Source organism: Bradyrhizobium sp. P2_E8, assembly GCF_056403875.1.
Map to the genome: position 1 here is coordinate 1 of NZ_JBFUES010001169.1, position 2,110 is coordinate 2,110.

2 protein-coding genes are annotated in these 2,110 nt (G+C 68.6%); one reads left to right on the forward strand and one right to left on the reverse strand.

Annotated features, from left to right (window positions below):
• The coding region (mutL, locus tag AC1D00_RS38160; RefSeq protein ID WP_477014229.1) for a DNA mismatch repair endonuclease MutL at positions 1-1,542 on the forward strand (1,542 nt) is incomplete at its 5' end.
• Positions 1,543-1,658: 116 nt separating this feature from the next.
• Here mutL and AC1D00_RS38165 read toward each other — a convergent pair.
• A partial coding sequence (locus AC1D00_RS38165; RefSeq protein WP_477014230.1) for an RsmD family RNA methyltransferase occupies positions 1,659-2,110 on the reverse strand: 452 nt, incomplete at its 5' end.

Consider the following 2,110-nt stretch of genomic DNA (forward strand, 5'->3'; position numbering starts at 1 on the left):
CTCGGGTTCCGCGGCGAGGCCCTGCCCTCGATCGGCTCGGTCGCGCGTCTCTCGATCACCACGCGCCATGCCGGCGAGCCGCATGCATGGGCGCTCACCGTCGAGGGCGGCGCGAAGTCCGAGATCATGCCGGCGGCGCTCGCGCATGGCACCCGCGTCGAGGTCAACGACCTCTTCTACGCCACGCCGGCGCGGCTGAAGTTTCTCAAGACCGACCGCACCGAGGCCGAGGCGATCCGCGAGGTGGTGCGGCGCCTCGCGATGGCGCGACCGGACGTCGCCTTCACGCTTGCGGGCGAAGAGCGCGCGCCGGTGACCTGGGCCGCGGCGCTGCCCGGCGCTGCCGGACGGCTGACACGGCTCGGCGACATCCTCGGCGCGGAGTTTCGCAGCCACGCCATCGAGGTCCATGCCGAGCGCGAGGGCGTCGTCGTTTCCGGCTATGCCGCAGCCCCGGCGCTGACGAAAGCCAATGCGCTCGGGCAGTATCTCTTCGTCAACGGCCGCCCGGTGCGCGACAAGCTGATCTTAGGGGCGGTGCGCGCGGCCTATTCCGACTATCTGCCGCGCGACCGTCATCCGGTGCTGGCGCTGTTCGTCACGCTGGATCCGCGCGAGGTCGACGCCAACGTGCATCCGGCCAAGACCGAGGTCCGCTTCCGCAACGCAGGCCTCGTGCGCGCGCTGATCGTGCATGGATTGAAGGAAGGGCTCGCACGCGAGGGCAGGCGCACCGCCGCCAACAGCGGCGAGAGCGCATTGTCCTCGTTCCGGCCCGCTTTCACGCCGCGCCCGGCGAGCTGGGACTGGCGGGCCTCGCCATCCGCCCCAGTCGCGCCGATGCCGTCATTCGATGGCGCGGCAGCGCCTGCCTTCTCCGAGCGCGCCCAGGCGGCGTTCGACGTCGGCGCGCCCAGTGCCGACGTGCGGTTCGAGACGCAGCCCGTCAGCGACCTCGTCGATCGCCCACTCGGCGCCGCGCGCACGCAGATCCACGAGACCTACATCGTCTCGCAGACCCGCGACGGCCTCATCATCGTCGACCAGCATGCCGCGCATGAACGCATCGTCTATGAGCGGCTGAAGGCCTCGCTGGCCGCCAACGGCGTGCAGCGGCAGATCCTCTTGATCCCCGAGATCGTCGAGATGGACGAGGCCACGGTGGAGCGCCTGCTCGAGCGCAGCGACGAGCTTACCTCATTCGGGCTTGCGATCGAATCCTTCGGCCCCGGCGCGGTCGCTGTGCGCGAGACGCCGTCGCTGCTCGGCAAGACCAATGCCGGCGGCCTGTTGCGCGATCTCTCCGAGCACATGGCCGAATGGGACGAAGCGTTGCCGCTGGAGCGCCGCCTGATRCACGTCGCCGCCACCATGGCCTGCCACGGCTCGGTGCGCGCCGGCCGCAGGCTCAGGCCCGAGGAGATGAACGCCCTGCTCCGCGAGATGGAGGAGACGCCAAACTCCGGCCAGTGCAATCACGGCCGGCCGACCTATGTCGAGCTGAAGCTGTCGGATGTGGAGAAGCTGTTCGGGCGGCGGTAGCCCTCGAACGCGTAGGGTGGGTTAGCGCAGCGTAACCCACCCCTTTCTGTTTCCGCTGAGAAAGACAGTGGTGGGTTACGCCTTCGGCTAACCCACCCTACGCACTGAACACGAAGCTACGGCCTCTTCAAAAACACGAACTCCGTGTCGTCATAGGCGCGCCGCTCCAATTCCTCGAAGCCATCAAGCGTCACGAACTGCGCGGCCTTCGCCTCTTCGACCACGAGCAGCGCACCCGGCGTGAGCCAGCCGCCGTCGCGCAAGCTCGCGAGCGCCTTCTCCGCAAGTCCCCTGCCATAGGGCGGATCGAGGAACACCAGCGAGAACGGCTCGACGGGATGCGCCGGGCCGAGATCGGTCGCATCGCGGCGATAGACTTTTGTCACCCCGCCGAGGCCGAGCGATTCTACATTGTTGCGCAACAACGCCCGCGCCTCCGCACCGTTGTCGACGAACAGCACGAACTTCGCGCCACGCGAAGACGCCTCGATGCCGAGCGCGCCGGTGCCGGCGAAGAGATCGAGCACGCGCGCGTCCTCGATCGGATCGTCATAGGCGTGCACGAGGA